We start from the raw sequence: 24,979 nt of genomic DNA, 5'->3' as shown, positions 1-24,979 counted from the left end.
AGAGTAACGAATTACTTGTTTCCTTTTTCGAAATCAGCAACAAACTGTGCCAATCCGATATCAGTTAATGGGTGTTTCAATAAACCGTAAATTGACGACAATGGTCCTGTCATAACATCAGCACCTATTTTAGCACAGTTTACGACGTGCATAGTGTGACGTACAGAAGCAGCAAGAATTTGAGTTTCATAACCGTAGTTATCATAAATATCTCTAATTTCCTGAATTAAATTCAATCCATCAGTTGAAACATCATCTAATCTTCCTAAGAATGGAGAAACATAAGTAGCTCCTGCTTTAGCAGCTAATAAAGCCTGACCGGCAGAGAATACTAAAGTAACATTCGTTTTAATTCCTTTATCAGAAAAATATTTAGCAGCCTGAACACCTTCTTTAGTCATAGGTAATTTCACAACAATTTGCTCGTGTAATTCAGCTAATTCCTCACCTTCTCTAACCATTCCTTCAAAGTCCAAAGCGTTTACTTCAGCACTTACATCACCATCTACAAGATTACAAATGTCAACATAATGTTTTAAGATGTTATCTTTTCCGGTGATTCCTTCTTTAGCCATCAAAGACGGGTTTGTAGTTACACCATCCAAAACACCTAATGATTGTGCTTCTTTAATTTGAGCTAAATTAGCTGTGTCAATAAAAAATTTCATAATTTATATATTTAATTGTTTTTAGATTCTCTTTTAAAAGTGTTTTTTTAACACTTAAAATTTATTTAATGCTCGCAAATTTACAATTTATATTACTTAGTTGAATTATTTTTATTCAATTCTTTTAATTCATCACGTATTTCTTCCAAAACGTTTAATAAATCATTTCAAAATAATTCTGCCTTATTACAATTTATAATGATTCATCAGCATTTTTTCATATATCTTATCTGGTAATACTCGTTTTAATACAATGGAGAATTTTTGCAAAAATGCACCTACTTTATAATGTACTTTAGGATTTTCGGTTTGAATAATGTTGTAAACCGCAACGGCCATATCATCTGGATTACTCCCACTGTCCACGTGTTCGTCCATCATTTTTAATGTAGTTCCATAAGGAATCTCATAAGCAGATCCTTTAATCAAAGGCGCATGAAAACGTCCCGAAGCAATATTAGTGGCAAAATCTCCCGGAGCTACGTTTGTAATATGAATCCCAAAAGACTTCACTTCCATTCGTAAAGCTTCGGTTATTAATTCTAAAGCTCCTTTGGATGCTGAATAGACACTTCTATATGGCAAACCCATATATCCCGCAATCGAAGTGACATTAATTATTAATCCTGATTTTTGCTCACGCATTTGTGGCAACACTGCTTTCATCACTTCGATAGGACCAAAAAAATTGGTTTCAAAATTATTCTTGATTTCCGAAGTTGGAATTTCTTCTAACGGACCTGTTATTCCTACACCAGCATTATTTATTACCACATCAATCCTTCCTGATGTAGCAATTATTTTAGCAACAGCCCCTTGAATACTTTCAATATTTCTAACATCCAGAGTTACTAAAGGAAAAACAGAATTCAAAACCTTTTCAGGATTTCTACTGGTACCATAAACTGTAAAGCCTTTGTGATGTAAAAATTCCCCAATAGATTTTCCTATTCCTGAAGAACCACCGGTAATCAATACGACTTTGCTCATTTTCTTAAGTTAAAAAGTTATGGGTTATGAGTCATGAGCTATGGGTTATGTGTACACACCTAACTTCTAACTCTTAACACTTCCCAAAAGGGTAAAAATAAAAAAATCCTCCCGAAGGAAGACTACTTTTGTTCTATTTCTGAAAAAAATCTGACTTGCAGTAACAAACAGATTAAATAAAAAATGGCAAGCGACCTACATCGCACCGCTCAACCGCTTACCCTTGCTATGTTCCCATCCTGGGGGAGTCAGCAGGAGCTGGTCGTGTAGGACTTGCCGGTGCAAATATACAATCTTTTTATATTTTTGCAAGCGCTTTTGTATGCTTAAAATAACATTGTATATTAGACTTTTTAAAATTCACATCATGAAAAAACATAACTTACTATCTTTCATTTTATTAGGAACCCTGTTTTCTAATTGTGGAGATACAAAAAAAAGAGAAAATACTATATTTAATTTTGACACCTCCAAAATTTCGGCTCAATATCAGCCGCAACAAACGGTTGATTTGGCTATTTTGAATCCAAAATCCAAACAAGTCGATAGTATTGTGTACTATGTTAACGATGCTAAAGTTAAAACGGTAAAAGGATTAGAGAAACTTTCTTTTGAACTTAAAGATCAAAAATTAGGGTATCAAAATATCAAAGCCTTAGTTTATTTTGAAGGTGAAAATGCTGAAACTACAACCAGAATTGAAGTGGTTTCTAATGTTACTCCCAAATTATTAAAGTACAAAATTGTAAATACATATCCACATGATACCGCTTCATTTACCGAAGGTTTAGAGTTTTATAAAGATACTTTATACGAAAGCACAGGGCAAAAAGAGAATTCTTATTTTAGAAAATACGATTATAAAACCGGAAAAATTTTCCAACAAATCGACTTAGAAAAAGGGAAATATTTTGGAGAAGGAATCACTTTTATCAATGGAAAATTATTCCAACTAACCTGGCAGGAAAAAACAGGTTTTATTTATGATGCCAATACCTTAAAACTGGAAAAAACGTTTGCTTACACCAAAGATATTGAAGGCTGGGGAATGACGAATGACGGTAAATACATCTACCAATCGGACGGAACAGAGAAAATCTGGAAGATGGATCCTGAAACGCAAAAAATGGTGGATTATATTAACGTTTATTCGGGAAGTGCTAAAATTAAATCGGTAAACGAGCTAGAATTAATCAATGGTAAATTCTATGCTAATATTTGGCAAAAAGATGCTATAGCTGTTGTAAATCCTGAAAGTGGCGCTGTTGAAGGAATTATTGATATGTCAGGATTAAGAAAACTGATTAAAGCAACTGCTGAGGATGTCTTGAACGGAATTGCATACAACCCTAAAACAAAAACTATTTTTGTTACCGGAAAAAACTGGGATAAAATGTTTGAAATAAGCGTTTCGGAATAATTAATTCCTGACAGAAATTTAAAAAACCGTCTCGTTTTTTTTAGAACGAGACGGTTTTTTTATGCAAAATTTCAGCTAGTAATTATGAGACTAATTCAATAGCCGTTCGGGATAATCAGTTATTATACCGTCTACTTTTAAATCAAGCATTTTTTGTATATCCTCATGATTATTAACCGTCCATGGAATAACTTTAATATGCTTTGCTCTTAGTGAATCTAAAAATACAGCACTTACTAATTTATAATTTGGACTGTAAATCTGAGGTTTAAAAGTCAGTTCCCTGAGGTTTTTATCAATCCCTGGTTTAGAAGTTAACAAAGCTATTTTAACCTTTGGATATTTCTTATGCAACTCATTTAAAAGATAAGGATCAAAAGACTGAATATTCATAAAGGATTCGATTCCTTTTTCCTGAATAACTTTCATCACTAAATCAACAAATTCCTCCGGCTGTGGCTGACTGATACCGTATTCTTTTTTTTCAGATTTGATTTCGATATTATACCTCACTCTTTTATAATGATTTTTTGCTATTTCTTTTTCAACACTATCAATTACCTCAGCCAGTAACGGTTTGTATGTTTTTAGCTTTTTTTGCTGAGGAAAAAGAGGATTTCCATTAGAACCACTATCAAACTTTTTGATACTGTCGTAATTCATTGCATATAAGTTATAGGTTTTCTCTTTTTCTTTTGCAATAGCGAGACCATCGGGAGTTGTCACATACAAAGAAGACATAAAAGCTTCATGGGAAACCACTACTTTTTTATCTTTAGAAATCACCACATCCATCTCGATTACATCTGCTCCTTTATGGATAGCACTTAAAAAGGCCGGAAGTGTATTTTCGGGAAAATTTCCCCGATCGCCGCGATGTCCCTGTACTTCAACATGCTGTTTTTTGAATGCCTCTTTTTTAGTTTTACATCCAAAAAAAACTACAAAAAACAACAGCAGTACACTTATTTTATAACTATTCATTTTATAATGTATCAATTCTGTAACTTCCGCTTGCGGTATGTGTTTTCCCAAACATATCTGTAGCTTTTATTTCTACTTTATGCGTTCCTATTTCCAGATTGGCAGGGATTTTTCCTTTCCAGACATGGGTTGAAGCGGAAGGATCAGAAGACCTTCTTCCCGGCATTAATTTTTCCGCTAAATCCCATTCGTATACTAATTCTACATACGAAGGATCGGCTTCTACAACGCGTTCCATGGCTTTCCATTCGCCATTATCAACCCGGTAAACCAATTGATCATTTTCTCCTCCCATAAAGAAATTAACGTACAATGCCGATTTCGTGTTTTTCCCTTTGGCAACCACTTTAGGTAAAAAAACATTCATTTGATGTTCTTTTTCTTTTCCTGCTGCTTTATAATCCACTGTATACGTATTGCCTTTGAAATGAATAAACGCATATCCTTTAGGAGTTCCGTCGCGCATTACTGAAATAGGAATTCCTTTTTCGTCTAATTTTCCCGAATACCAGTCACCTGATGTAGTTCCTACATTGTAATGATGATGCGGTTTATTTTGCAGCCAGCCTTGTTCTTTTCCTAAAAAATCCTGACGTTGTAAATGAGTATGTGCCGATAAAGACAAGGTATTAGGGAAATCTTTTAGCAAAGAAAATAATTGCTCACGATCGGCATCTCTAAACGAATCATCTTTGGCATCGGGTTCACTTATTGGAATATGAAAAGCCAGTACAATCAGGTTATTTTTAGGGACAAATTTTAAATCATTTTCAATAAATTGCAATTGTTCCGGAGTAAATCCGCCCCAATAGCCTTTGCTGTCTCTGGGATCCGGATATAATACATCATCCAAAACTATAAAATGTACTTTTCCATAATTAAAAGCATAATTAGCAGGTCCAAAATGCGCTTCGTAAGTTTCATCGGCCAAATCGTCCCGGGTAGCATCAAAATTAAGGTCGTGGTTCCCTAAAAGATTGTACCATGGAATTCCAACTTTTTTTACTGTCTGAATATAAGGATTGAACAAACTTAAATCATTACCTACAAGATCTCCCATACTCAGACCAAATGATACATTCTTAACACCTTCTACCTCAGCCACAATTCCTCTGTAAAAATAATCCACCTCTTCTAAATTATAAGGCTGCGGATCACCAAAAATAAGTGCTGTAAATTGTTCTTCTTCTTTTTGAGGAATCAAAGCAAAATCCACCGATTCAGGTAATTTACCTGTTGGATCCACACCCTCAAATTTCATTTTGGGAGAACCTGAAGGTTTATGAATATAAAAAAACTGCGGCTTGTTATTCTCGTCGATACGAACACTGTAAGCTGCCGGTTTTATTACTGTAATAATAGCATCATTTTTAAGGGGTAATTCATACTGCCCTTTATTATCCGAAAGTACTACTTCAATCCCATTGCTTACAGCAACATTTGCAATCCCTTTTTCGTTTTTGTCTTTCTTGCCGTTGCTATTTTTATCTTCAAAAACAACGCCTTTTACCGTATGCTGAGCAGAAACAGCCAGCGTAAAAAGCAACATTATACTGCTGATAATATTTTTTTTCATTTTTTATTTTTTATTAATTATCCCACCATACTTTAGTATTAATATCATCTGCACCTATCATCTGCACCGCTTCCTTATAATTGTCTACATTATACAGTTGCTGGTCAGTAGGAAAAGTAAATCGGGACGGCATAACAGCATTGTTTCCCATGGCTGCGGTTGTAGGCAAAACAGGTAAACCGGTTCGGCGATATTCAAACCATTGCTGATAATCTGTAAAATAGAGTGCATAATACTTTTGCAACATGATTTGCTCCAGTGTTCCGTTGTATTGCACTACAGTATTATCAAAATAATTTGCAGGCATCACCGCTTTTACTTGTTCAACAGCTGCTTTAATTCCGTTTTTATAATGAGTTTCTGCATCAGAAATAAAACCGCGTTGGGCTAATTCAGCTTTAATAAATTCAACTTCTGCATAAGTCAATAAGAAGATTTGCATAGGATTTACCACTTGTGCCTGCATTAAAGTAGAAGCATTGTATTGAAATTGAGAATCGGCTCCTTCATACCCGCTTGGTATTCCTTTATATCCAATAGCATTATTTTGTAAATCTCTGGCAACTGTTGCAATAATATTCCTTCTTGGGTCATTAAAATTATTAAGATTGTCCAGGAAAAAAGAAGCCATTTTAGCTCCTAACGGAAAATCCTGAGGTCTTCCCCATGGCGATACATTAGGTGTCACTCCGGTAACCTGCAATATTGCGGACTCGGCTGTACTGGTAAAAACAGGATACTTAACAGCGTCTTCTGCCATTGTTTTTAATTTGGCAAAAGCATTCGTTTCTGTTCGGTTGGATATTCTTAGCAGCAATCTCATGTGAAGAGAATTAGTGAATTTTTGCCACTTTTTCACATCGTTATGAAACAAAATATCTTCGGCATATATCATCTCTTTAGTTGTGTACATGGCATTGGCTTTTTCTAAATCAGCCAAAATAGTTTCATAAATAAATTGTTGGGTATCATACTTTGGATATAAAATACCATCCTCCGAACGTACCGCTTCTGTCATTGGAACTGGACCAAAAATATCGGTAAGATTAGCATAAACCAAAGCATTAAGTGTCAGAGCAATTGCTTCATAATTAGCATCTTCATATTTTTGAGCAGCCATTCGCATTTCTCTGATATTAGCCAAATATTTATAATAAGTATTCCATGAAGAGTTTCCTATACTGGGACTGACATCGTATCGGTGCAGACCTCCGGAAACACTGGGAAACGGCAGAGAAACCTGCATTAAATCAAAAGTTACACTCGCACTTCTGGTAGCATTATGTGAAGCAATTCCGTAAATTATCGGGTTTAACAATGTTCCCGGACTGATAGCCGAAATCCTGTTAGGGTCATCATTAACATCTTTAAAATCATTTGAGCAGGCTGATACTAAAAAAAGCAGCGCAAAAGTTGCAACTAAATAGTTTATTCTTTTCATTATTTTTAAATTAGAAATTTACTTTTAAATTAAATCCATAACTCGCCGGTGATGGCATTTGTCCCATTTCGAGCCCAGGCAAAATAGTATCCCCATTTAAGGCTCCTACCTCAGGATCATAGATTGGAAAATCACTTATTACAGCCAAGTCCCTACCAAAAACACCTAACTGAACCGATTCCAGATTTGTATTTTTCAACCATTTTTTAGGAAAATCATATTGTAAGCTTACTTCACGTAGTTTGGCAAAAGAAGCATCAAAAGAGTTTGATTCTATATTTGCCCTGCGGTAATAGCGCGTGTACCAGTCCGGAGTACCTGCCTTTGTGGTATTAGGGGAATAAGAACCGTCACTATTCAGAACTACACCGTCCCCAATTATAAATCCGTCTTCTCTACCCATATAAGTAGAAGTCAGTTTTCCCTGTTCCATTAATTTATGGTGTGTTTGCGAATACACGATTCCACCATACTGACCGTCAATAGTCACTCCTATTCTAAAATTACCGATGGTAAAATTATTGACAAATCCCGCTTTCCAGTCTGGACTTGCATCTCCTATATATTGAATTTCTTCCGGATAGGCCGGTAATCCCGCAGCATCATACACAATTTTGCCTTCCGGAGATCTTACAAATCCAAATCCGTAAATAGCAGTAGCAGTCCCTCCTACTTTTGCAATAATAGAAGCTGTACCTCCTTCGCCAATGATTTGTTGTCCATTAATTCCATCCGGCAAATCCATCACTTTATTCCAGTTGCGGGACCAGTTTAACGAAGTTTTCCATTTAAAAACTTTTCCGTCAAAAACCTTACCTCCAAAAACCAATTCCACTCCCCGGTTTCTCACTTCTCCTGCATTTAAAATCGCATCACTATATCCTACACTCCAGTCCAGCGGTACTTTAATAATTTGATTTTTAGTTCTACTTTCATAAACTGTTGCATCAAAATTTAATCTTTTATTCAACATTAAAAGCTCAAAACCGGTCTCAAAACTGGAAGTAATTTCAGGCTTAAAATTTTCATTATTCTTTAGAGAAGGTAATATTGCTGAACTTGCGAAAGCATTTTGGTCATAATATTTTTTGGTTCTGTAGGGCTCTGTATCATTTCCTACCTGAGCAAATGAGAATCTGTATTTAAGATAGTTTATACTTTTAGGCAAATTCAGCATTTCTGAAACTATTAAACTGGTATTTACCGAAGGATAGAAAAAGGAATTGTTTGCCTCAGGAAGTGTACTCGATTTATCATTTCTTCCTGTTACATCAATAAACAATAGGTCTTTAAAAGAAAAAGAAACCAAACCATACAAACTATTTACTTTTTTGTATCTGTCTCCGGCTGAAATATTAGGCATATTCACTCCGTTAGAAAGTTTATACACGTCCGGAACCACTAATCCTTCTACACTGGCACTTAGGCTTTTATACTTATAACTCAAAGCATTTCCTCCAAAAGAAGCTGAAAGTGAAAAAGCCTCACTAAATTTCTTTTTGTAAGACAATAAAAAATCGGAATTGGTTTCTGTTTTGGAAACATCCTGTCTGCTGAAATATCCTTTCGCATAGCGATTTATACTATACGGTCTGTGTTGTTCCCTGTTTTGAGTATAAGTATTTATAGCGGTTCGTACCATTAAGTTCAGATTAGGTAATAAATCAATCGTCGCGGATATATTCCCCACCAGCTGGTTGCTTTCCAATGAATTGGTCGCTTCGTAAGCAATAAGATATGGATTGTCGATATAAGAACTAAAAGGATGTACCTGTGCAATATTCTCTGCTCCCTGCTCCCAAATTGGGCGGTACCAGTCTAAAGGGATATTAGGTTGTTGAAAAATCATAAAATAAGCAATCGAACCATTATTATATCCGGTTGAAGGCAAATTGTCACTACTTCTGTTGTTATAATTTACAGAAGTATTCAGTTTTATTTTATTCGAAATCTGATAATTGGCATTTACGGCTGCAGTAATACGCTCAAAACCGGTATTAGGCATGATCCATTCATTTTTAGAGTGCCCAAAAGAAGCTCGCATTGAACCGTTTTTATCACCTCCCTGTAAGGAAACATTATTATTTATGGTAAAACCTGTTCTCCAGAAATCTTTGCGATTGTCTTTATAGGGTTTCCATAACTCTCTCTCTGCTGACTGACCTTCTGTTACAGAATCGTATTGGTAAAAATATTGTCCTTCAAAGGCAGGTCCCCAGGCTGAACTGGTACCACCTGTACTGGTTCCATCAGCTGAACTTCCATAAGAATAATAAGGATTTCCTTCTTTATCAAATGATCGTCCTGTTCCCTGACCGTACTTATACTGGTAGTCCGGCCACCTTTGTATCACATCAAATGTAACCCCTGAATTCAGAGTAACACCAAAACCCTTTGCTTTTTTCCCTGATTTAGTTGTGATAATTAAAGCACCATTGGCAGCTCTGTTTCCATAAAGTGCTGTTGCTCCGGCCCCTTTTAAAACAGTTACACTTTCAATATCATCTAAGTTTAAATCGGAAATTCCGTTACCGTAGTCTATTGGAGAATCCTGCCCCATATACGCACTACTTGAACCTGAGGTAGTCATTTCAGTATTTACCGGAACACCATCCACAACAATTAATGCATAATTTCCTTTAGGATCTAAGGAGTTATTTCCTCTTAAAGTAATTTGTTGTGAATTTAAAGGTCCTGATCCGGTTGAAATAATATTTAAACCTGCTACCTTTCCTTTTAATCCTGAAGACCAGTTATTAGGTGTTGTTTGTGCTAAACTTTCTGATTTTACTGTTTCCTGTTTAAATCCCAAACGTTTTTCTTCACGTTTAATTCCCAGTGCTGTTACTACAACTTCATTTAATTCATTCGTATCCATCTTCAGTATTACTTTTACTAAAGCAGAATTGGTTACTTTAACTTCTTTTGTTGTAAAACCTACATAGGAAATTACTAAAACAGCATTTGGAGTATTTACATCGATAGTAAAATTTCCATCAATATCAGTCATAGCACTATTCTGAGTATTTTTTTCCAAAACAGAAACCCCTGGTAAAGGCATTCCCTGTTCATCAGTGATCATACCTTTTACTGTTTTCTGAACCTGATTTTCTTTGATAACGCTTACAGTATTGTTGATTTTTTTAAATATAAATCCTGTCTTATCAGCGATTATTTTAAGTACCTGATCTACACTTTCATCTTTGGTTTTTATAGAAATGTGCTGTGAAGTGTGTGCTATTTGTTCATCAAAAACAAATGTTAATGAACTTCTTTTTTCGATAGCATCAAAGACTTCGGTGATGGAAGCATTTTGAATATCTAAAGAAATTTTGAGTTGTTCTTCCTTCGAATAAATTTTTCCGGAAGCAAACAGTGAAGTCAACATAAAAAAAATGAAAGAAAAATGGTAAAACTTTTTCTTTAAAAACTGATATAAAAATTGTACGTTTGTGTTCATTAGTATGGGCTATATTTTTTTAGTCATTTAATTAAAACCTGTTTCTGTTGCAACCAGAAACGGGTTTGTTTTTTTAATAATTAGTGGTATCTCTTCTTATAATAATTTTGTTTTTAGTTAAATAATCGATTTTTATTTTTTTCACAAAAGCAATACTGGCGAGTACATTATCCAGTTTTTCTTCTTTAAATTTTCCGTTAATTATTAATTTTTCCAATTGTGTATCTTCAAAAACAATATCTACATTATACCAGTTTTCTAATATTTTTGCTGTTTCTGCCAGTGTGGTCTGTTTTAGAATAATAATATTATCAACCCAGGCTATTTTCTCTCTGCTCTGTTCTTTAGTAACATTGAAAACAGCATTTTTAAAATCGGCCTGTTGATTTTTCGTCAGAATAACTTGTTGTCCTGAATAAGCATTCAGTGCTACAGTACCGGTCAGTACGCTGACTTTTGTAGGGTTTTCCGAATAGGAATTAATATTAAATGAAGTCCCTAATACTTTCAGGGTCATATCATGCATGCTTACAATAAACGGTTTTTCAGGATTTCTTTTTACTTTAAAATAAGCTTCCCCGGTGAGTTTAATATTTCGTGTTTCTCCGAATGTTTCAGGATAAGAAATACTGCTGTTTCGGTTCAATACTACGATACTGCCATCTTGCAAAATGATTTCTTTTTTTTCTCCTCTGTTTGTGATCTGAACAACCTGACCGGGAACTAATGACTGTTTAATCAGAAAACCTATTCCGATTGCCAGAACCAAAACAGCAGCCACTCGCTTTATTTTTACCGACAGTGTTTTTTTTCTGATTTTAGTTCTGGCAGCATAAACCGCATCTGCCATTTTCTGCCCCTTTTTATCCGAAAGCAATACGATATCCATGTTGGCTCTATGCTGCATTTCCTCCAAAAATGTTTCTACATCCCTTTTTTCGGCATCATTGCATTCATTTTCGGCGTATTTTTTTGCAATGATTTTAAACTGTTCCTGATTCAAAATAATATGATTTTAACTATAAGTCACATTTTTCAGAACAAACAAGTAGTGGAATCTTTAGCCTTAACTTTTTCTTAAAACCAATAGAAATCCGGTTAACATTAAAGAAACATTTGGTGTAAATGAGAAGAAATTGTTGAACGAAGTGTTTTTAAAGCATTACTAATATGCTTTTCAACTGTATGAATAGAAAGATTGAGTTTACTAGCTATTTCCTGATTGGAATATTCATCAAAACGACTCATTAAAAAAACTTCTCTGCACTTAGGAGAAAGCTCATTGACGCGCATCATTATTTCTTTTTCAAAATCTTTATACTCAATATCATCAATGGTATTGGCAGAGCTACCTATAAATTCTAAAACATCAAGATGTTCCTGTGTAAATTTTAAATCCCTGATATGATTTGCTATTTTATATTTAACAGCTTTAAAAAGATAAGATTCTAAATTCAATACCGTTGCAGTTTCAATATTTTTCCAAAAGCTGATAAAAATTTCCTGAACAATATCTTCACAAACTTCTTCTTCTTTAAAGATATTATAAGCATAAGTGTACAGGCGTTTCCAATATCGGTCAAAAATCACATCAAAGGCTAAATTATTGCCTTTTTTAAGCCGAAACTGCAGCTCTTCATCTGACATTGATTTTAAATCCATTTTCATAATGACAAATAAAATCAATCTTTTGTACCGTCACTAATTATTGATTTTAAGTTTTTGTTAACTCTCTTTTCATTTGCATTGTATCAAAAACCTTCTGATAAAAACATCCGAAATACAGTAATTGACATCAAAAAAATAAGTCTATATTGATTTTATTTAGAATAATTAAAAATAATTTGTTTAAGAAATATTTAGCATATACTTTTGCAGAATAATTTTAAATCACGTTTTAAATGAAAATGATTCATCTGCAAAAAGTTTTATTCTCGCTTCTGCTTTTAACTTCTGTTCATATGATTGGACAAAATTTTGGAAGGATTAAGGGAAAAATTACGCTGAGTGACAATTCACCTGCCGAAAGTGTAGCCGTAGCTCTAAAAAATACAAAATACAATACGATAACCAACTTCAGTGGGCAATATGAATTTAAAAATCTAAAGCCCGGGGAATATATTTTAAGTATTAATGGTATAGGAGTTAAGGCCATCACCGAAACAATTACGATAAATGCAAATCAGACTCTTACTAAAAACTTTAAACTTAACGAGAGTAAAGAAGAGCTGAATGAAGTGATTATAAAAAGAAGCAAGTACAAACAAAATAACCCATCATTATCCTTGCGTTTGAATACCCCGGTTTTAGAGATTCCGCAAAATATTCAGATTATTAGTGGTCAGACTTTGCAAGACCAGCAAATTACAAGCATGAGCGATGGTGTAATTCGAAATGTAAGTGGTGCTGTCCGCTTAGAACACTGGGGAGATTTGTATACTAATATTACGATGAGAGGTTCTCAGATACAAGCTTTTAGAAACGGATTTAATGTGGTATCTTCTTTTTGGGGACCACTTACTGAGGATATGAGTTTTGTAGATCATATTGAATTTGTAAAAGGTCCTGCAGGATTTATGCTTTCCAGTGGGGATCCAAGCGGACTTTATAACGTAGTGACTAAAAAACCAACCGGAATTACAAAAGGCGAAGTATCAGTAATGGGAGGAAGTTATGACTTCTACAGAGCCAGTATAGACTTAGACGGAAAATTAGATAAAAAAGGAAAATTATTGTATCGCTTTAATGCTATGGGACAAAACAAAGGTTCTCATCGTCATTTTGAGCAAAATGACCGTTATGTAATTGCTCCGGTAATTTCTTATCAGCTTGATGATAAAACTAAAATCACAGCTGAATACAATTACCAAAGAGCCAATATGACTGAAGTGGGTTCATACTATGTTTTTGGTCCTCAAAATGAGGGTTATGCTACAAGACCTATTGATTTTACAATGACGCAGCCAGGTTTACCGGACACAAAAATTAATGACCACAGCGGTTACTTATTATTAGAACATAATTTTAATCCAAACTGGAAACTGACTGCACAAACATCCTATTTTAAATATTTACAACAGGGATACAGCTCGTGGCCATCACTAGTAGGTCCGTACAGTATTGATACAAATGATGATGGTAATGTTGATACTCAAATATTAGACTCCGGGGAAATTATAAGAAATGTAGCTATCTGGGATGCTGAAAGCAATATGTATTTAGGACAAATGTTTCTAAACGGAAAATTCAATACCGGAAATGTTTCTCATAAAGTATTAGGAGGAATCGACTTAGGAAGCAAAGATTACATGGCTGATTGGGGACAATCACACGATTTAGATACCCTTGAAGATCCTTTTAATGTTAACAATCCTGATTATGGAACACCACCAAATGGATTGCCTGATTTTGATCGTGACACCCCTCTAAAAGAAAGAGCTGTAGGTTTATATGGATCAGAATACGCAGCAGGTTACATTCAGGATGAAATGGGATTCTTTGAAAATAAAGTACGTTTAACACTTGCTGCCAGATATACCTGGATAAAGCAAACCAGCAGTTACAGCGATCCGCTTTCTGACAGTCATATTACACCTCGTGCAGGATTGAGTATTTCACTTACACCAAGTACGTCGGTATATGGTTTATATGATCAGGCATTTTCTCCACAATCCGGAATTATTAAAAATGGAGATGATGTAAAACCATTAACCGGTAATAATGTAGAATTCGGAATTAAACAAGACTGGTTCAACGGCGCATGGAGCACCACATTTTCTGCTTACAGTATCTTAAAGAAAAACGAATTAACATCAGACCCTAGTAACACACCTCAGCAAAACTTCAGCGTAGTTTTAGGTGAAAAAAGAGCCCGTGGAATAGAGTTTGACCTAAGAGGTAAAATTGTTGAAGGTTTGAATTTAATTGCTAATTATGCCTTTACAGAATCTATTGTAAAAGATTCTAATGTAAGTTCTATTATTGTTGGATCTACTATTCCGGGTTTTGCTGAACATACCGCTAACGCCTGGCTGAACTATACCATTACTTCCGGAACACTAAAAGGATTAGGAGCTTCTATAGGAGGAACTTACCTTGCAGGAAGACAAACAGATACCTGGTCACCAAGCAAAGAAAATCTTCCTGACTACTTTAAAATGGACGGAGGGTTATCTTATGAAACAGGGAAAATAAAAATTACTGCCAATGTATTTAATATTTTAGATAAATACCTGTACAGTGGTTCCTATTATGAATGGTTAGATGCCTATTACTGGCAAACGGAACAACCAAGAAATTTTAGAGTTGGTGTAACATACAAATTCTAAAACAATAAAAATACACTTTTTAGTGCTAAAAGGCTTGTAATCTATTAGGATTTACAAGCCTTTTTTTATCAGCTCTATTAAGTATTAGATACCGGAAAATGCAAAATGGGAAAATTACAGGAATTAGCAATAAAACAAAGTTCATTTGCTTTTGCATGTAACTTTAAAGCCAGGTCTGTCTTTTCTTTTTCTTTAATACTAACTTTAGGATTTAATCGTATCTCTATAAAGCGTCCTGAGCCATTTTCTAAAACTTCAAGTGTACCTTCTGCACAATCCTGATAAGAAACCACCTCAATTCCATTTTGTGAACACACGTATAAATATGACATCATGTGACAGGAAACCACACTACTCAGCAACAAGTCTTCCGGATTAAGTAAACCCGGATCCCCTTTAAAGGCTTTAGCTGCCGAAATATTTAATATTTCTTTACCTTTAATAGAAATCTGATGAGTTTTAATATATTTTTTCGAAATCAAATCTGTTTCTTCTGAAACGGAATCCCAGTTTAACTGTGCTTTGAACAAATGTTTCATGTTTCTAATGTAATTTTTGAAAATCAAATATAACCAATAATTACTGCTCTTGTAATTCTAAAAATTAGGGAATTATAAACAGAGAATGTGTAAATGCTTTTTTATATTTGTAAAACAACTATAAAACTCCCCAAATGAAACATTCTTTCAAAACAATTAGCTTATTATCTCTTTCCATACTATTCTTTTCCTGTAATTCAACTAAAAAAGTAAAAGACGATAAAACAAATGCAGTAACAGAAAAATACTGGAAACTGATTGAAATCAGAGGACAAAAAGTTACTGCAGATAATTTTGCAAAAGAGCCGTATTTAATCTTAAAATCTACTGACAACAGAGTCAATGGAAACGGCGGTTGTAATTCTTTTTCAGGAGAATATGAATTACAGAAAGAAAGCAACCGGATTGCTTTCTTTAAAATAGCTTCTACCCGCATGGCCTGTATCAAGCCTACAGTAGAGGAAGCTTTTTTTCAGGTTTTAGAAACGGCTGATAATTATGTTGTAAATAACGATACTTTGCAACTCAACAAAGCCAGAATGGCTCCAATCGCAAAATTTGTAGCGGTATATTTAAAATAAATTTAAAAAAAACAAGCGGTATGTTAAACTGGAACGATTTAATAAAATTTGCCACACATGGTAATCCTACTCCACCCAAAAGAGTAGAAAAGACAGCAGATGAATGGAAAACTGAATTAACGGATGAAGAGTTTTATGTAACCCGCCAAAAAGGAACAGAAAGAGCACACAGTTCTGAATTATGTTCTTTATTTGAACCGGGAAAATATGCCTGTAAATGTTGTAAAACTCCTCTTTTTGACTCTACTACCAAATTTGAAAGCGGAACAGGATGGCCTTCATTTACACAGCCTATTGCTGTGGAAAATGTAGCATATCATAAAGATGTCAGTTTTGGAATGATTCGTATCGAATGTGTTTGCAATATTTGCGATGCCCATTTAGGTCATACATTTCCTGACGGACCGGAACCAAGTGGTTTGCGCTATTGTATCAATGCGGTTTCGATTGAGAAAATAAAAGAGTAATTGTTACACAAAAAATTTTCAAAGAATTCACGGAGTTTAGTTAAGCTTTTAAAAGAGTGTTTTAACTTCTGTATTTTTAATATTTCTTTGAGTCTCTCTGCGGTTTACTTTGTGAAGCTTTACATTACAACTAAAACAAAAAATCGCTTCGATAAAACACGAAGCGATTTTTTTTATATCAAAAAGAATAAATTATTCCATCAAAAAGACTGTTAATCCTCTGGCTCCGTGAGCTCCAAGAACTAATGATTGCTCAATATCAGCCGTTTTAGAAGGTCCTGCGATAAAAGTCCCAAAACCATAATCAGCATCACCAATGTGCTCATAAGCCTGTTGCATAAAGGGAACAATATCTTTCTTATTCACTATAATAGCCAAATATTGCGGAATAAATGGAGAAACTCTTTGTCCTAAGATGTCATCTGTTACCCAAAGAGCAGAATTCTCAGCCACACCAAAATGTGCTCTTATAATAGCTAATTCAGCATTCTCTAAAGTATGCGGATCATCGTTAGTCCAATTAATTTCTGCAAATTCAGCAAATTCAGGAAGTGTTGTAATTTTTCTTTTATCTGCCGGATAATGCTTTTCAATATAAGATTTAACTTCATCTAAACCAGCTACTTCTTCACAAAATCCTCCAATACCTTTTAATACCGTTTTATAGGTTTCAATAACGTCAATTTTGTCTAATCCTAAAAAGCCAAGCCCTGGTAATTCGCTGACTGATGCAGGTTGGTTACTTTTTATTTTACTTAAAATACTATCTCTGCTGCTCATTATTTTTTATCTTTAGATTCTTTTGCTTTTCTGGCATACCATTCTCTAAATGATTCTTCAGGAGGAGCCGGCATTTCTCTTTGCTTATACCAGGCATTCAGATTATTATTTACCATAAAAGGCATATTCTTCATTACAAATCTTCCTGTTTTACCAGCAATTTTAAATACGGTTGGATTTGCTAAAACAGCCGACATTCCTTTCATAGCCATCGTTTTAGAAGTTGGCGTATACCCTCCTTTAACTAAAACCTGACGCCATTTATACAACTGATCATGAATATCAATTTTTACCGGACATACATTCGAACAAGAACCGCATAAGGTACTTGCAAAAGGTAAATCAGCATTCTTTTTCATATCTAAATTAGGTGCCAAAATTGAACCAATAGGTCCTGCAACTGCATTATGATAACTATGTCCACCACTTCTTCTGTAAACCGGACAGGTATTCATACAAGCACCACAACGGATACATTTTAGAGAATTTCTAAAATCTTCACGTCCTAGTTGGGTACTCCTTCCATTATCTACAATTACGATATGCATTTCCTGACCTACTCTTGGTTTCTTAAAATGACTTGAAAAAGTAGTAATAGGCTGACCTGTAGCACTTCGGGCTAAAAGTCTCAGAAAAACACCTAAATGTTTACGCTCCGGAATTAATTTTTCAAATCCCATACAGGCAATGTGAACATCGGCAAGATGTGCGCCCATATCAGCATTTCCTTCATTGGTACAAACCACAAACTCTCCTGTTTCAGCCACCGCAAAATTTACCCCTGTAAGTGCTACTTTTCTGGTCAGGAAAGTATCTCTTAAATGCTGTCTGGCTGCTTCAGTTAAATATTGAGGATCGTTATTCCCTTTTTCAGTATGCAAATGCTCGTGAAAAGTTTCACTCACATCTTCCTTTTTTAAGTGAATCGCCGGTAATACAATATGACTGGGCGGTTCCTGTCTTAACTGAACAATGCGTTCCCCTAAATCTGTATCAATTACTTCAATTCCTTTTTCAGATAAAAAATCATTCAAATGACATTCTTCGGTAAGCATAGATTTTGATTTTACCATTTGGGTAACACCATGCTTTGCAATAATCGAATGCACTATTTTATTGTGTTCAGCTCCATCCGCTGCCCAGTGTACAATGATTCCGTTTTCTTTGGCTTTAGCTTCAAATTCCTGCAAATAATGATGCATATTTGAAAGCACATTGTTCTTTATTTTAGAAGCGGTATCGCGAAGCGCTTCCCATTCCGGGATGGCATGAGCCGATTTATCTCTCTTGGAACGAACAAACCAAAGCGTATCATCATGCCAGTTCACGCGTTCTACATTTTTATTAAAAATGGCTGCTGCTTTACTGTGTTCTATTACGTTTTCTTTCATATTGAGTTTAATATTTCTGCAATGTGAATTACTTTTATGTTACTTTTTTGTCTTTTTAAAATTCCTTCTAAATGCATTAAACAAGACATATCTCCACCAGTGATGTAATCTACATGATGTGCTGCATGGTCTTCAATACGATCCTGTCCCATTTTTACAGAAACAGCTTCTTCAGTAACACAAAAAGTACCACCAAAACCACAACATTCATCTTTTCTGTCTAAGGAAACTAAATCCAGTCCTTTTATATTTCTTAATAATTGTTCCGGTTTAGAAAAAGGAGCTGCATTTAATTCACTCATTTGAGAAAGCTTTAATCCACGCTGACCGTGACAACTTTGATGCATTCCTACCTTATATGGAAAATTTCCTTCAATAGATTCTACCTTTAATACATCGGTTAAAAATTCTGTTAATTCATACACATGTTTTCTGATATGTGTAGCAGCAGCTTCATTCTCTTTCGAATGAAGGTGTTCCTTCACATGCATGGTACAACTCCCCGAAGGACAAACGATATAATCAAATTCAGAAAAATTATCCACAAAATTCGTGTCACATCCTTCCGTTAAATGTGCATAGCCGCTATTAGCCATAGGCTGACCACAGCAGGTCTGATCCATCGGAAAACTCACCTCACATCCAAATTTTTGTAATAACTCTAAGCTTGCAATACCTATCTGAGGATAAAACTGATCCACATAACAAGGTATAAAAAGTCCAACTTTCATATACTGATTTTTATTTTTTTAAAAGGTCTCCCGATAGCTATCGGGAGTAATTTGCATAACTATTATTGGGATTTATGTCCAATAAACGTCTGCTCATTTCATAAGGTTTTTATTTACTATTTAAACACTTTAAGCAAAATTGCCTATCAGTATTCTTTTTAGTTGAATGATGATAGGCAAATTTAGATATTAATGTTTATAAAACTTTAAATCAATTAAATCATTTTGAATTGGTTTTGTATTCCAACTCTTATGAATAGCTAAGGCGGCTCCCAGTGAACTGGCCTGAGCCATTGAGGCAGCATACACTTCCATTTCGGGAAAAGCTTCTGCTAATAAATTCATATAAATGGAATTTTTACTAAAACCTCCATCAACAAATATTTTCTTTACAGGGCTATTATGAATCACTAAGTTAGTCGAAACAATTTGTTGAGCGATTAAATCTAACATCAGCTGATGATATGCTTCATCATAACTTTCAAATTCAGAAAGATCTCTTTTATTAAAAGGACAATCTTTCAAAATTTTACTATCCCCTTTAGTGTATTGTTTAAATCCGGTTCTTAATTTAGTAATAATATCTTTATCATAAAGAACGTGTTTATACGAATCAACAGCAACATCAAAATGTTTTGCTAATTTCAATGATTGAATTTCATGCTCATTACCTGCAAATAAGCGGGAAGCTTTTACCGGCTTTCCTTTATAATGAAGAAAACATAAACAATCATTTTTTAATTCTTCAAAGGTAAGCTTTTTATCATTAAACGGATTCATCGTAATCACCCAGGTTCCGGTTGACAACAAAACGAAAGGATCTTCAAAATTGATTATGTAAGGAATCAGTGCCGAAGAACTGTCGTGTAACCCAATCCCTACCGCAATATCTCCCTCTATAATAACAGCATCCTCAGAACTGTGAATCGGTGCCAGTTTTTCAGTTATATTTTGTTTTTTAATCCATTTGTGGTATTTCATTTTATTGAAATTCCAAAGATTTGTATGACAACCTATACTCGTTATATCTGTAAAACCTTCTTTGGTTAAAAGGAAACTCATGTACTGCGGCAAATGCAGACAGTATTTTACTTTGTCAAAAATCTCAGGATTTTCTTTTTTCAAACGGTAAATCTGCATTCCGGAATTCAGGCTTCCTAAAACAGGAGAAGCTGTTTTTACTGCAAAAACTTCTTCTCCTTTATTTTTTGAATAAAATTTATTTTTAAGCTTTTCAGGATATGGTCTCAGGTAATTGTACAAAGGCGTTAAAGGATTACCTTCTTCGTCAATATAAACAAAACTGGCACCATAAGTGCTAAAATTCACAGCTTTTAAATTGTATTGGGTTTGTAATTTCATCTCCCCCCAACATTTTAAAAACCAATCTTTCAGCGCTACAATATCTTCGCATGGAAATCCGTCTTCATCAGTTGTTTCAGGAAGATTTACTGAATTTTCCCATACAATCTGATAGCTTTCATTGAATAGAAAGGCTTTTTTATTTGTTTTTCCAATGTCGAAAATGGCTACTGCATTCATTAATTATGAGTTAATAAGTTTTGGGTTATGAGTTTTGGGTTATGAATTATACATTTGATAATAAGTTCAATGACAATAAAAACTAAAATCCTTTTGCCATTAAATAATCAACTTTATAACTTATAACTCATAACTCATAACTTATAATTAAAATTACAATCCTGTTGCTACAGTTTTCAATCCTCTTTCTCCAATTAAGTTCTCACGTACTGCTAATTGACGGTATAAAGCTACCGGATTAAGTGCTGCGCCCGAACGCAAACGAGCTTCAGCTACTAATGCACGAACATCAGTACGGAAAGCATTTTGTAAAATTTCCTGAGCTTTAACCACATCATTTTCGTTTTGAGCAATTTCTAATGCTTTTCTGTCCACAGAAAGTGCCTGAGCGTAAGCAATCATTATAGCCTCAACAGATTGTAATAAATCTTCCATTGGATCTTTAATATTGTGCGAAGCATCAATCATCCAGCCTAAATCAGTTGCATGGTTCATTCCTCTGGCATCCATTCCTTCCACTAATTCGTTGAAGATTAAGAATAATTGGTAAGGTTTTAAAGCACCGGCTGTTAAATCGTCATCACCATATTTAGAATCATTAAAGTGGAAACCGCCTAGTTTATCTTCCATTAATAATATAGCAACAATTTGCTCAATATTAGCATTTGGAAGGTGATGACCTAAATCCACCAAAGTTTTAGCTTTATCACCTAATTTTTTTACATAAGAGTAAGATTGTCCCCAATCAGCTACAGTTGTAGAGTAGAAATTAGGCTCAGCACATTTGTACTCTAAGAATAATTTCCAGTTAGAAGGCAAAGCTTCATAAATTTCCTGTAAGCTTTCTAAAGTATTTTCGTAAGCTTTACGGAAGTTTAACTGACCAGGAAAATTAGATCCGTCAGCTAACCAAACCGTTAATGATTCAGAACCCAACTCAATACCTTGCTGAATTACATCAATATTGTGTTGTACAGCTTGTTTACGGATTGCTTTGTTTACATTTTGCAAAGAACCAAACTTATAAGAATACTCACTATTAGCCTGATCCTGAAAAGTATTAGAGTTAACCGCATCAAATTTTAAATCATGTTGCGCTGCTAAAGCTTTAATTGACTTATAATCAGATACTGTATCCCATGGAATGTGTAATGAAATAGCTCCTGAAGCTTTGTTTAAAGCGTGTAACAAACCTACATCTTCAATTTTTTCTTCAATTGAACGAGGCTCACCACCACCCGGAAAACGCCCAAAACGGGTTCCTCCTGTACCTAAAGCCCAAGATGGAATTGCAATTTGGAAATCAACTAATTTTTTAATAATAGCTTCTGATTCTGCAATTTCAGAAACAGAAAAAACCAATTTATTTTTATGAGCTGTAAAAAGCCCATCATTATGAGCAGCAATTTTATTAGAATCTAATATCATGATAATTATAATTTTTTAAGGTAAATAAAAAACTTCTTTAAGTGAAATACTCACTGGTGAATTGTCCGGATTCGCATCCATAATGTCTCCCATATATTTCCACCATTTTTGCATAACGGGATGCTGAGGCAGTTCGTCTAAACGATCAGGATTTTCAATTTTTAAAACCCCAAAAAGGGCATGTGTATCTTCATCAAAAAAGATAGAGTAATCTTCTACTCCTACACTTTTTAATAAATCGGCTAATTCCGGCCACAACTCATCATGTCTTTTTTGATATTCCTGCACCTGACCCTGATGCAACTGCATTTTGAATGCTACTTTTTTCATAAAAAAATGGAATTATAAGGATAGACTTAAAACAATTTCGAAACCCTGAATTGTTATGAATATTTGTTAAAAAGAAGCGATAAAAGATATGAGTAACAGATTGATTTAGAAAAATCTAACGTCCGAAATGCATCGGACGTTAGAAAAATCAATCTAAAAACTAACATCTAAAAACTATCTGTAAAAGCCCATTGATACTCCACCATCAACATTTAAGGCATTTCCTGTTGATTTGCTTAACAAACCTCCAACAAAAGCGTAACATGCATTAGCGATATCGTCCGGCAATATAATTTCATTTAATAAAGTACGCTTAGCATAGTAAGCCGGTAATTCAGCAACAGTAATACCGTAAGCTTTAGCGCGTCCTTCAGCCCATCCTCCTGACCAAATATTTGAATCCGAAATAACAGCATCCGGATTAACAGTGTTTACACGGATTTTATCAGCTCCTAATTCAGCAGCCATCAAACGGGTTAAGTGAGCCTGAGCTGCTTTAGCAGAACCGTATCCAGGATTATTAGGTCCTGCAACAACTGCATTTTTAGATACAATGTTTACAATATCTCCACCGAAACCTTGCTTACGCATTACTTCGATTCCAGCTTTAGAAACAATAAATTGTCCTTTAACCAGAATATCGTATAATCTGTCCCACTCTTCTAATGAGTGTTCTGCAATTGATTTAGAAATACTAATTCCGGCATTATTAACAACAATATCAACTCCTCCAAATGCTAGACAAGCTGCATCTAAAGCTAAAGCTGTACTAGCATCATCAGTAACGTTTAATAAAGTACTGGAAACTGCATCTTTACCAAAAGCTTTAATGAAATCAGTTGTAGCACCTTGTAAACGCTCTTCGTTAATATCGTTGATTACGATACAAGCACCTTCTTCAGCAAATTTCTTAGCAATAGCCTTACCAATTCCTCCTGCAGAACCAGTAATTAAAGCGATTCTTCCAGATAATGCTTTTGGTTTTGGCATACGTTGCAATTTAGCTTCTTCTAATAACCAGTATTCGATATCAAAAGCTTCCTGACGTGGTAATGAAGTATATTCTGAAACTGCTTCAGCACCTTTCATTACGTTTACCGCATTGGTATAATATTCAGACGCCAAACGAGCCATTGTTTTGTCTTTTGCAAAAGTAAACATACCAACTCCCGGATATAAAATAACAACCGGATTTGGATCACGCATTGCTGGTGAGTTTGATTTTTTGCAGTTGTTGTAATAGTCAGTGTACATTTGACGGTATGCTTCAAAAGCCGGAGTTAACTTTGCTTTGATAGCATCAACATCAGATAAATCTTCGTTTGGAGCCAATTCAATTACTAAAGGACTGATTTTAGTTCTCAAAAAGTGATCCGGACAAGAAGTTCCAAGAGGAGCTAATTTTTCTAAATCATTAGAGTTGATGAATTCTAAAACTCTTGCATCATCCGTATAGTGACCAATCATTTTACGCTCAGAAGAACAGAAACCTCTCAAGATTGGAGCTAATTTAGCTGCCTGTACTTTACGAGCGTCTTCTGAAAGACTTTCGATTTTTTGACCTCCAAAAACCGGACGAGTTTTCCCGTAGTTAGACTCTAAATACTCAGCACATTTCTCGATTACTTCAAGAGTGTTGATATAACTTTCGTATGAAGTATCTCCCCAGGTAAATAAACCATGAGATCCTAACATTACTCCTTTTAATTTTTTCCCTTTTGCAGCAGCTTCTTCAAGGCAGGCACGCATTTGCAAACCAAGGTCAAAGCCCGGACGTTGCCATCCAACCCATCCAATCTCTCCGTTGAATAGCTCCTCAGTGATTTTTTTACCGTCTTTTGCAGCAGCAATAGCAATAGCAGCATCCGGGTGCAAGTGATCAATGTGAGCGAATGGTAAGAAACCGTGTAAAGGTGTATCGATAGAAGGTGCTTTTGAAGCTAAATCGAAAATACAGTGGTTGAACAATTCTACCATTTCGTCTTCATGCTCGATACCTCTGTAAACGTTTTCTAAATTGCGCAATCTTTCTAAGTAAAGAGCAGCACAACCTGATTTTGTTAATGTTCCAATATCTCCACCAGAACCTTTAATCCACATTACCTCAGTTGCAGCTCCAGTTAATGGATCTTTATCAGTAATTTTTACAGAAGTATTTCCACCTCCATAGTTCGTTAATCTTAAATCCGCTCCTAATAAATTAGAACGGTAAATAAAAAGTGCCACTTCATCTCCTGCTAATTCAGCAGCTTTTGCATCATCCCAAAGGTAACTTACGTGCTTAAAAGTCATTGTATTTGTATTTGACATTATTATATTAAAT

20 protein-coding genes and 1 other RNA gene are annotated in these 24,979 nt (G+C 34.7%); 4 read left to right on the top strand and 17 right to left on the bottom strand.

Features of this window, described 5'->3' with window-relative positions; genetic code table 11:
- Positions 1 to 11 precede the first annotated feature (11 nt).
- The 3 genes from fsa to ffs form a co-directional block, all read right to left on the bottom strand.
- Positions 12 to 668 (bottom strand): fructose-6-phosphate aldolase, encoded by a 657-nt coding sequence (fsa, locus tag ABS764_RS15185; protein WP_071185856.1) that lies wholly within the window; start codon positions 666 to 668, stop codon positions 12 to 14.
- A 186-nt stretch (positions 669 to 854) separates the two neighbouring features.
- Positions 855 to 1,658, bottom strand: a complete 804-nt coding sequence (locus tag ABS764_RS15180) for an SDR family oxidoreductase (RefSeq protein ID WP_408082643.1) — start codon at positions 1,656 to 1,658, stop codon at positions 855 to 857.
- A gap of 181 nt (positions 1,659 to 1,839) precedes the next feature.
- Positions 1,840 to 1,937: signal recognition particle sRNA small type (gene ffs / locus ABS764_RS15175), an RNA gene on the bottom strand.
- 88 nt (positions 1,938 to 2,025) lie between these two features.
- Between ffs and ABS764_RS15170 the strand changes: the two genes are divergently transcribed.
- Positions 2,026 to 3,078, top strand: coding sequence for a glutaminyl-peptide cyclotransferase (locus ABS764_RS15170; RefSeq protein WP_408082642.1), 1,053 nt, complete (start codon positions 2,026 to 2,028; stop codon positions 3,076 to 3,078).
- A 90-nt stretch (positions 3,079 to 3,168) separates the two neighbouring features.
- Here ABS764_RS15170 and ABS764_RS15165 read toward each other — a convergent pair whose 3' ends face one another.
- The 6 genes from ABS764_RS15165 to ABS764_RS15140 form a co-directional block, all read right to left on the bottom strand.
- On the bottom strand, positions 3,169 to 4,062 hold the full coding sequence (locus tag ABS764_RS15165; RefSeq protein WP_408082641.1) for a glycerophosphodiester phosphodiesterase family protein: 894 nt from the start codon (positions 4,060 to 4,062) through the stop codon (positions 3,169 to 3,171).
- A 1-nt stretch (position 4,063) separates the two neighbouring features.
- Entirely contained in the window at positions 4,064 to 5,638 is a 1,575-nt protein-coding gene (locus ABS764_RS15160) for a calcineurin-like phosphoesterase C-terminal domain-containing protein (protein ID WP_408082640.1), read from the bottom strand.
- 13 nt (positions 5,639 to 5,651) lie between these two features.
- A complete protein-coding gene (locus tag ABS764_RS15155) occupies positions 5,652 to 7,079 on the bottom strand; it encodes a SusD/RagB family nutrient-binding outer membrane lipoprotein (protein WP_408082639.1) in 1,428 nt (475 codons plus the stop codon).
- Between the two features lie 10 nt (positions 7,080 to 7,089).
- Positions 7,090 to 10,539: a SusC/RagA family TonB-linked outer membrane protein gene (locus ABS764_RS15150; RefSeq protein WP_408082638.1), complete on the bottom strand. Its 3,450-nt coding sequence runs from the start codon at positions 10,537 to 10,539 to the stop codon at positions 7,090 to 7,092.
- A gap of 73 nt (positions 10,540 to 10,612) precedes the next feature.
- Positions 10,613 to 11,542, bottom strand: a complete 930-nt coding sequence (locus tag ABS764_RS15145) for a FecR family protein (RefSeq protein WP_408082637.1) — start codon at positions 11,540 to 11,542, stop codon at positions 10,613 to 10,615.
- 101 nt (positions 11,543 to 11,643) lie between these two features.
- Positions 11,644 to 12,201 carry an RNA polymerase sigma factor gene (locus tag ABS764_RS15140; protein ID WP_408082636.1) on the bottom strand — a complete coding sequence of 186 codons (558 nt, stop codon included), beginning with the start codon at positions 12,199 to 12,201 and terminating at the stop codon, positions 11,644 to 11,646.
- Between the two features lie 239 nt (positions 12,202 to 12,440).
- Between ABS764_RS15140 and ABS764_RS15135 the strand changes: the two genes are divergently transcribed.
- On the top strand, positions 12,441 to 14,867 hold the full coding sequence (locus ABS764_RS15135) for a TonB-dependent siderophore receptor (RefSeq protein ID WP_408082635.1): 2,427 nt from the start codon (positions 12,441 to 12,443) through the stop codon (positions 14,865 to 14,867).
- Positions 14,868 to 14,944: 77 nt separating this feature from the next.
- On the opposite strand, the gene ABS764_RS15130 is transcribed toward ABS764_RS15135, so the two are convergent.
- The gene (locus tag ABS764_RS15130) at positions 14,945 to 15,406 is read right to left on the bottom strand and encodes an OsmC family protein (protein ID WP_408082634.1); all 462 of its coding nucleotides are present in this window, start codon (positions 15,404 to 15,406) and stop codon (positions 14,945 to 14,947) included.
- 134 nt (positions 15,407 to 15,540) lie between these two features.
- Between ABS764_RS15130 and ABS764_RS15125 the strand changes: the two genes are divergently transcribed.
- Together ABS764_RS15125 and msrB are read left to right on the top strand one after the other, a co-directional pair.
- Positions 15,541 to 15,987: an META domain-containing protein gene (locus ABS764_RS15125; RefSeq protein WP_408082633.1), complete on the top strand. Its 447-nt coding sequence runs from the start codon at positions 15,541 to 15,543 to the stop codon at positions 15,985 to 15,987.
- Positions 15,988 to 16,007: 20 nt separating this feature from the next.
- Entirely contained in the window at positions 16,008 to 16,454 is a 447-nt protein-coding gene (msrB, locus tag ABS764_RS15120) for a peptide-methionine (R)-S-oxide reductase MsrB (protein ID WP_408082632.1), read from the top strand.
- Positions 16,455 to 16,646: 192 nt separating this feature from the next.
- Here the strand turns inward: msrB and ABS764_RS15115 are convergent, their stop codons facing one another.
- The 7 genes from ABS764_RS15115 to ABS764_RS15085 form a co-directional block, all read right to left on the bottom strand.
- Positions 16,647 to 17,234 carry a LutC/YkgG family protein gene (locus tag ABS764_RS15115; protein WP_408082631.1) on the bottom strand — a complete coding sequence of 196 codons (588 nt, stop codon included), beginning with the start codon at positions 17,232 to 17,234 and terminating at the stop codon, positions 16,647 to 16,649.
- The gene (locus ABS764_RS15110) at positions 17,234 to 18,625 is read right to left on the bottom strand and encodes a lactate utilization protein B (RefSeq protein WP_408082630.1); all 1,392 of its coding nucleotides are present in this window, start codon (positions 18,623 to 18,625) and stop codon (positions 17,234 to 17,236) included. Before ABS764_RS15110 ends, ABS764_RS15115 begins: the two co-directional genes overlap by 1 nt.
- Positions 18,622 to 19,356, bottom strand: coding sequence for a (Fe-S)-binding protein (locus ABS764_RS15105; RefSeq protein WP_408082629.1), 735 nt, complete (start codon positions 19,354 to 19,356; stop codon positions 18,622 to 18,624). Before ABS764_RS15105 ends, ABS764_RS15110 begins: the two co-directional genes overlap by 4 nt.
- A gap of 189 nt (positions 19,357 to 19,545) precedes the next feature.
- Positions 19,546 to 20,898 (bottom strand): FGGY-family carbohydrate kinase, encoded by a 1,353-nt coding sequence (locus tag ABS764_RS15100; RefSeq protein ID WP_408082628.1) that lies wholly within the window; start codon positions 20,896 to 20,898, stop codon positions 19,546 to 19,548.
- A 153-nt stretch (positions 20,899 to 21,051) separates the two neighbouring features.
- Positions 21,052 to 22,326 carry a TIM barrel protein gene (locus ABS764_RS15095; RefSeq protein ID WP_408082627.1) on the bottom strand — a complete coding sequence of 425 codons (1,275 nt, stop codon included), beginning with the start codon at positions 22,324 to 22,326 and terminating at the stop codon, positions 21,052 to 21,054.
- A 15-nt stretch (positions 22,327 to 22,341) separates the two neighbouring features.
- Entirely contained in the window at positions 22,342 to 22,656 is a 315-nt protein-coding gene (rhaM, locus tag ABS764_RS15090; protein ID WP_408082626.1) for an L-rhamnose mutarotase, read from the bottom strand.
- A 174-nt stretch (positions 22,657 to 22,830) separates the two neighbouring features.
- On the bottom strand, positions 22,831 to 24,966 hold the full coding sequence (locus tag ABS764_RS15085; protein ID WP_408082625.1) for a bifunctional aldolase/short-chain dehydrogenase: 2,136 nt from the start codon (positions 24,964 to 24,966) through the stop codon (positions 22,831 to 22,833).
- Between the last annotated feature and the right edge of the window lie 13 nt (positions 24,967 to 24,979).

The organism is Flavobacterium plantiphilum, from assembly GCF_046000495.1.
GTDB lineage: Bacteria > Bacteroidota > Bacteroidia > Flavobacteriales > Flavobacteriaceae > Flavobacterium > Flavobacterium plantiphilum.
The sequence above is the reverse complement of the archived record's forward strand: the minus strand, read 5'-3'. Positions and strand labels throughout refer to the sequence as shown.